The organism is Infirmifilum sp., from assembly GCF_049970975.1.
GTDB classification, from domain to species: domain Archaea; phylum Thermoproteota; class Thermoprotei; order Thermofilales; family Thermofilaceae; genus Thermofilum; species Thermofilum uzonense.
In genome coordinates, this window is record NZ_JBMFLX010000066.1 from 1 (window position 1) to 7,107 (window position 7,107).

General features: G+C 43.4%; 6 protein-coding genes. All 6 read right to left on the bottom strand.

The annotated features are described in order from the left end of the window. Positions 1 to 539 (bottom strand): hypothetical protein (locus ACP5KC_RS07780; protein WP_428287183.1); only part of this gene is annotated, 539 nt, incomplete at its 3' end. Between the two features lie 62 nt (positions 540 to 601). Then, positions 602 to 1,564, bottom strand: a complete 963-nt coding sequence (locus tag ACP5KC_RS07785; protein ID WP_428287184.1) for an ABC transporter ATP-binding protein — start codon at positions 1,562 to 1,564, stop codon at positions 602 to 604. Between the two features lie 6 nt (positions 1,565 to 1,570). Beyond that, positions 1,571 to 2,572, bottom strand: a complete 1,002-nt coding sequence (locus ACP5KC_RS07790; protein WP_428287185.1) for an ABC transporter ATP-binding protein — start codon at positions 2,570 to 2,572, stop codon at positions 1,571 to 1,573. After that, a complete protein-coding gene (locus ACP5KC_RS07795) occupies positions 2,569 to 3,675 on the bottom strand; it encodes an ABC transporter permease (RefSeq protein WP_428287186.1) in 1,107 nt (368 codons plus the stop codon). The genes ACP5KC_RS07790 and ACP5KC_RS07795 overlap by 4 nt, the downstream gene beginning before the upstream one ends. A gap of 13 nt (positions 3,676 to 3,688) precedes the next feature. Further along, a complete protein-coding gene (locus ACP5KC_RS07800) occupies positions 3,689 to 4,747 on the bottom strand; it encodes an ABC transporter permease (RefSeq protein WP_052883433.1) in 1,059 nt (352 codons plus the stop codon). Positions 4,748 to 4,781: 34 nt separating this feature from the next. Beyond that, positions 4,782 to 6,926 (bottom strand): ABC transporter substrate-binding protein, encoded by a 2,145-nt coding sequence (locus ACP5KC_RS07805; RefSeq protein WP_428287187.1) that lies wholly within the window; start codon positions 6,924 to 6,926, stop codon positions 4,782 to 4,784. Positions 6,927 to 7,107 lie beyond the last annotated feature (181 nt).

Genomic DNA, 7,107 nt, shown 5'->3' on the forward strand with positions numbered 1-7,107 from the left:
GTAATATTTTCTCCTTCAACAAGATATGCCTCACTACCTTTTTTTCCGAGGGCTAGAAGCTGGTGAAGCTTGCCCTTGAACTCGAGCTCTTGAAATTTGAGATTTTCTAAAAGCCCTATGAGATTAAGAGTTTTGGACGCATAGGCTCTAAAAGTTTCATCGATTTTTCTGAGAGCTGAAGGTACTCCTAGAGCCCTTGCTGCGAGATAATCCGTTAAATCAAAGCTTACCGGAGGCATTTCCCCCGATGATATATCTTTTTCTCGAATGAAACTATTTATGATTTCCTGTGTACAGTTTGGGTGATCTATTTTTCCGGCCGGGATTGGGAGTTGATTCGCATCGTAGATTATACTGGCTGATACAACTCTTGAGAGGAGTATCCGAAGGTTTCTATCTTCAAGAAGGCTAGATATCACACAGTCCACGAGAAGGTAAAATGAAGTGTTCTTTCCCTGGAAGGAAGCATATGGATACCAGAGAAAAATCTTATCGTGAAGCTTGCGTAATGCTTTTTCCGAACAATAAATGTATTTCATTTTCCATTTACACCCCATGTAGCTATCTTATAACACTGAAAAATTAACGAGTGCTAAGCTCATTAGCTCTTCACGTAAAGCCAACATTTAACGTAATGACCTGGCTCGACCTCTATTAACGGTGGAGAAACCTTTTTGCACTTCTCCATACTAAACGGACATCTTGTGTGGAACCTGCATCCAGATGGCAGGTCTATCGGAGATGGTGGCTCGCCACCAATCTCTAGACGTTTTCTGCGACGGGTATATTTTGGATCAGGGATTGGGATGGCACTTAAAAGGTATTTCGTATATGGGTGAAGAGGTTTCTCGAAGAGTTCCTCGGAGGAAGCTACTTCTACGATGTTTCCTAAATACATTACCGCTATTCTATGGCTCATATACTTAATAACTCCCATGTCGTGAGAGATGAAAAGATAAGTTATCTTCTTCTCGGCTTGTATACCCTTCAGTATATTGAGGATCTGAGCTTGAACAGAGACATCAAGGGACGATGTAGGCTCGTCTAAAACAACAAAAGATGGATCTAGGAGAAGTGCCCTAAGAATAGCTACTCGCTGTCTTTGGCCACCGCTAAGCTCGTGGGGATAGCGGTACAAGTGTTCTCTTCCTAGACCGACCTCGTTAAGTCGCTGCGTTATAAATTCTTCAGGGTCAGATAAATGTATACCGTGTTCGTATAGAGGTTCGGTAAGAGTCTCCAGTATTGTTAGTCTGGGATTAAGAGAGGTATTGGGATCTTGGAAGACTATTTGGGCTTCTTTTCTGAATCTTTTAAGCTCTTCACCTTTCAGAGAAGTTATGTCTTTGCTCCTGAAAAATATATGACCGCTGGTAGGCTCGATGAGTCTTATTATTACTCTTCCGAGTGTTGATTTGCCACAGCCACTTTCGCCAACCAAGCCTAGTGTCTCTCCTTCCTTTATTGAGAAACTAACATCATCTACCGCTTTGAGTGTCTTAAAAAGTGAGCCTCTCACGCGGAAGTATTTCTTAACGTTTTCCACTTTTATTAAGTCCGTCATGCTTTTTCACCTCTTCGAGTATAACCAGCAGTGGACAAAGTGTCCTTTTCCCAGTTCTACTTTGGGGGGGTTCTGAGTACGGCAGATTTCCATTGCGTAAGGGCATCTAGGCGCAAAGGGACAGCCAGGTTTCACATCTATGAGATTTGGAACTGTTCCTGGAATCGACTCAAGCTTTTCAACTTTCTTTAACGGGTTAGGGACACATTTTAAGAGAAGCTGTGTGTATGGATGTTGGGGTGACTCGAATAAAGTATATACGTCAGCTGTCTCAGCGATTCTGCCCCCATACATTACATAGACTCTATCAGCTATTTCAGCAACAATGCCCAGGTTATGTGTGATAAGCAGGAGACTCATCCCATATTTGTTTCTAAGTTCTCTTAGGAGATCTAGAATCTGGGCCTGCACTGTCACGTCGAGATTTGTCGTTGGTTCGTCAGCAATTAGTAGTCTTGGCTTGTTGGAAATTGCGGTGGCTATTACAACCCTTTGTCTTAGACCCCCACTGAGCTCATGCGGGTAACTTTTAACACGAACCTCTGGATTTGGAATCATAACATCCTGTAAGAGCTGAATAGCTTCATTCCAAGCTTCATCCTTTGAAACAGCCCTATGTTCAAGGATTGTTTCGACTATGTGTTCACCAGCTGTGTAGAGGGGGTCAAGCGCACTCGAGGGATCCTGGAAAACGTACGAGATTTCGTTTCCCCTAACGTCACGTAACTCGCTCTCGGTTAGTTTCAATAGTTCGACTACGCTCCCATTCCTTCTTCTGAAGTATATTCTTCCGGACTCAATCCTCCCAGGAGGCTCGATGAGACGAGTTAGTGCCCGAGTAAATACTGTCTTGCCGCTCCCAGTTTCTCCCACGAGAGCAACGGTTTCCCTTTCAAAAATGTCTAAATAGGCGTCGGATACTGCATGAACTACACCTGCATATGTATAAAATCTGACGTTGACGTCGCGAGCTGCTAGTATCTGATTCTCCTTTAGCTCCAAGCTCATTCTCTCACCACTATCTTGGATTTCAATTCTATAGAACGTCTAGTCTTAGGATCGAAAACATCTCGAAGAGCATCGCCAACAAGGTTCCAGCCTAGTGATATTAAAAGCAGTGCTGTTCCAGCCTCTACGACGATCCACCAACTGCGTTCGGGAAAGTATTGCCCTGCCTGGGAAATTATTAGACCTAAATCGGGTACAGGTGGTTGGGGACCTAATCCAAGGAAAGATAAGGCTGCAGAGCTTAACGTAGCGGTCGCAAAGTCAAAGGTTATCATCACTAACAGGGGAGACATTATATTTGGGAGCAAGTGACGGAAGAGGATCTTCCTTGTCGAGAGGCCCAAAGCTTTGGCCGCTTCTATGAAACCTTGCTCCTTTATCGTTAGTACGGATCCTCTCACCACTCTAGCGTAGGGCGGCCACCAGACGAGTATGAGAGCTAGAAAAACCGAGAGTAGATTCGCTAGATTAGGCGCATCCGTGGGATCCAGAGCAAAAATAGAGGCTACTATTTGTGTAAAAGATGGATTCGACATCATGAAATCTCTAAGGGATAATCTAAGCGTTAAGCTGAAGGCAATAGCTAGAATCAAGCCTGGAAATGCAAGCATCATGTCAGTAAACCTCATTATTACCTCATCTACAATCCCGCCCGAGTAGCCGGAAAGAAGACCTAATAGTATCCCTATAATCGCGCTTGTGAAGACAATTATAATACTCATTACGAGTGATATTCTGAAACCCCTTATTACAAGGCTTAAAATGTCACGTCCATAGTGGTCTGTTCCAGCCCAGGGAAGCCCCTCACAGTTACTCCAGCAGGGTGGATGGGGTAGTTTTCCAGCTAGATCGGGCCTTAGAAGTATAGGGTAGACGTTGTAAGGCTCCCAAGCAATAAAGGGACCGAAGATGGCTAGGAATAGCGTAACCATTACTAGGATAAGACCAGTTAGACCGATTTTCGAGGAAGTAAAAACGTATATGGAGAGCTTTGTCTCGACAAGCTTAGATTTATTCTTAGCAAGCCAACCCGGTTCAAGCTTATCTCTTAATTCAGCATACTTATCCACAATCCAGCTTCCAAGCCTGTAAAAAATATTCACATTCACCACCCTATCAGTATCTAACTCTTGGGTCTATCAGTGCATAAATCAAGTCAACCAGGAAATTCATTACTATATAGATAATTGAGAACATGAATGTACCAGCAATTATTATTGGAAAATTCAACCTTGTTATACCCTGATACATGTAGAGACCCATTCCCGGAATGTTAAAAACGGTTTCAGCAATAATAGCTCCCGTTAAAAGCCCTGCAAAGTCCAGTCCAAGAATAGTAACTATGGGAGCAAAAGCGTTCTTTAAGGCGTGACGCCATATACGGTTACTTGTTAAACCTCTAGCCTTTGCGAAGAGTATGGTCTCTGAGGCTAACGCATCGAGCAAGCTATTCCTGACTATTCTTGCTATGAATCCTCCTGAGAGCAACCCTAAGGCTAAGCCAGGTAACCACATCCTGGAAACTGTATTGGCGACTACACTAAAATCGAGGCATATGATTCCTCCGAATAGAGGAACTTGCCCCACTGCCCATATCAAGTATCCGAGGATTGGAATAGTATTTCTGATATTTTCAAGTGTAGCTACGCATCCAGGTGAGAGAGTAGGGACGCCTGCTAGGAGGGACGCCCTAATATACACATAAAATACGAGAATTAAGAAATAGTAGAGAACAAAGGCTGGAATGGAGCTTCCTAGCAGAGCAAATATTCGTACGAAGAAGTCGATGAAGCTGTCTTTCTTCGCGGCCGCTATTATGCCGAGAGGAATACCGATGAGTACTGTGAAAAACATTCCGAATATTGCTAGTTCAACTGTGATGGGAAACCTCTGAGCTACTTGCAAGACTACAGGAGTACCTCGTACAGGGTCAATTAAAGACCCTGTTAGTAGTTTTTCAACCAAGAAGGCAAACTGTTCATACCATGGGGCATCAAACTTGTAATCTTTTTTGAGCTTTTCGAGAGTTGATGGATCCATTAGTTTTTCACCTACCCATGCTCTGACAGGATCCGTTGGAATAACGTATGCTATGAGGTATGTTATGAGGAGAGCACCTATTACGCTGGGAAGAAACGTTATTAACCTTCTGACCAGATAAGTGCCTAAGCCCATCCCGTATACACCAGGAAAAAAATATTTTTCTTTTTTACGGCTTGAAACCGTATAACTGTTGCCAGAGTGTAGTGTTCCAATAGTACGGATTATATTTGAGAAGGATGTAACTATCCTCTTTATAGTCTGCCACGTAATAGGGACCTGTGGATACGGGTTTCGTAGAAAGAAGCTTAAAGGTGGCGTCGTTTTCACCGACACCAACGTACTTAGCCCAAGCGGAAGGGTTCCGTCCATTGTTGGAGTCGGCTAAAGCTGCCTGATACTGATTTCCTAGCGCGTATTGCATTGGTATGACAGACCCTACACCTGTGACGAAAATCTGAAGTATAGGTACATAGGGGGCCCTCAATTTGAATTTAACGACTCCAGAGGTTGGACCCTTGTAGCCGAAGAAGCTTAGAAGCTCATTTAAGCTATGAATTTCCGCTGATTTACCCTTATACATTGTTACTAATCCTTGGCTTTTAGCTATACTATCTAGCTCGTTCTCCGTGAGGACTGATGAGGCATTAACATCTATGTAGCTGTCGATCATCCATTGTGGTCCACCTGGTAAGTTGAGCCTAACAGCCCTCCAGGCACTGAATAAGGCGTCCACCGCCGATATTGGATAAGTTTTGTTATTCCAGGGATCATAAGCTTTAACGTTACCCCTAACGACGAAGTATAGATCAGTTAGATCCTTGCTGAAAGCCCAAGCCACTGATAACTCTGGTATCGGTTCTGTATCCTCTTTCCATGTTGTAACTAGCTTCCCATAGACTTGCCAGAAGATCTCCCAGCCGAAGCTCTCATAGGATTTAGCTGGGTCAAAGGTGTCAGGCCAGCCAATGTCGCCGATGACCATTGTCTCAGGATTGTTTTGTATGTTCTGAACACCTGTATCAGCGACAGGAGCATTAGGATCCTCCCAAACTAAGTCGTATCGGGCGAATGTGGCTAAAGGATAATACATGTCGTGAACCCAAGAGCCATAGTTTTCCCCGGTGATCTGCTGACCTATGATAAGGAGTGTGGATTGCCTGTTAAAGTAGATTACAGCAGCCTGTATTACAGCCTCTCTGACATTTTCCTCAAGTATCCTTTGTGCCACTTTGCATAATGCGCTAAGAGCCACGTCTTTAAGGCCACCTGTTCCCAGAGTGACCATATTAACAGGGTTTTGCCAGTTAGAGTTTGTGGTATCCCAGTCGACTACATATCCCACAGTTATTATAGGCTTATTTGTTGGACCAGTGTACTTGGCTCCGGTTCCCTTCTCTCCTACCACTACAATGTATTTCTCGGTTTCAATCGTCATATTTACCGAGGATAAGTAATTACCCACATTTGCAGGAGGGACATTGGCGTGATATTCTAGATCCTTGAACTCTGCTCCTCCCCATACGAAAGGCATCAAATAATCGTCTGGATCCATGTAATCGGGAATCCATCCTAGAAGCATTACCTGATGTTCAAAATGATCAGTTAAGTCCAGGTACTTAGGCCATGAATAGCTTTCTACAGTAACCTTGAAGCCTAGCTGGCTCCACGATTGTTGGAGTAGAGTTGCAATTTGCTGGCGGGCGGTGTTACCTTCGTTGTAAGTTATCGTTATAACATATTTTGAGGGATCAAAGCCTTTAGCTTTCAAGCTGCTTATTATCTGCTGAGCCTTGTTCATGTCATATTCATATTTGTTTATACCGAACTCCGTGTAACCTAACATCCCCTTAGGGATGATGGTATAAAGTCTTGTGTACAGACCACCGAAAACTTGTTTTAAAATAACATCGTAAGGTGTTGCATAGGCCAAAGCCTGTCGAACTTCAGGGATATTGAGTGGTTCTTTCATTGGATTGAGCCCTATGTATTGTATTGTCAGTTGAGGTTTGTCTGGACGTCGAACTAGATGTAGGTAGAAGGAGCCAACCTTGGTATTGTTAACGTCTGGCCATCGTGCGGGGGTTACGACTGCTATATCGAAAACGCCTGTCTTATACATGTTTATCCTTGTTCCTTCATCGTTCACAATTATGTAGAGAATCTGTTTGTGGAAAGGCTTAGCCGTTGTCACTGCACCTGTAGGAGCTTGCTTTTGCGTTGAGAGGTAGAAAATTAATGATGCGACCACAAGAAACGCTACAACGATTGCAAGAACAAGGCGTGCCTTCTTCGCTGTTTTATTCTCAGACACAGAGGGCCAAGCTGAAAGCAAATATATAAAGTTTTACTTAAAAATAATGAATTTATGACATGTCTTGAGAAATAGTTGAAAAAGATTTTTGACGGATGTAAAGTTGATAGAATGGCATAAATACAGAAACTCACTTATAGAGCTTTCTCGAGCATTAAGAGGTATTTCTTCGTTTCTCTTC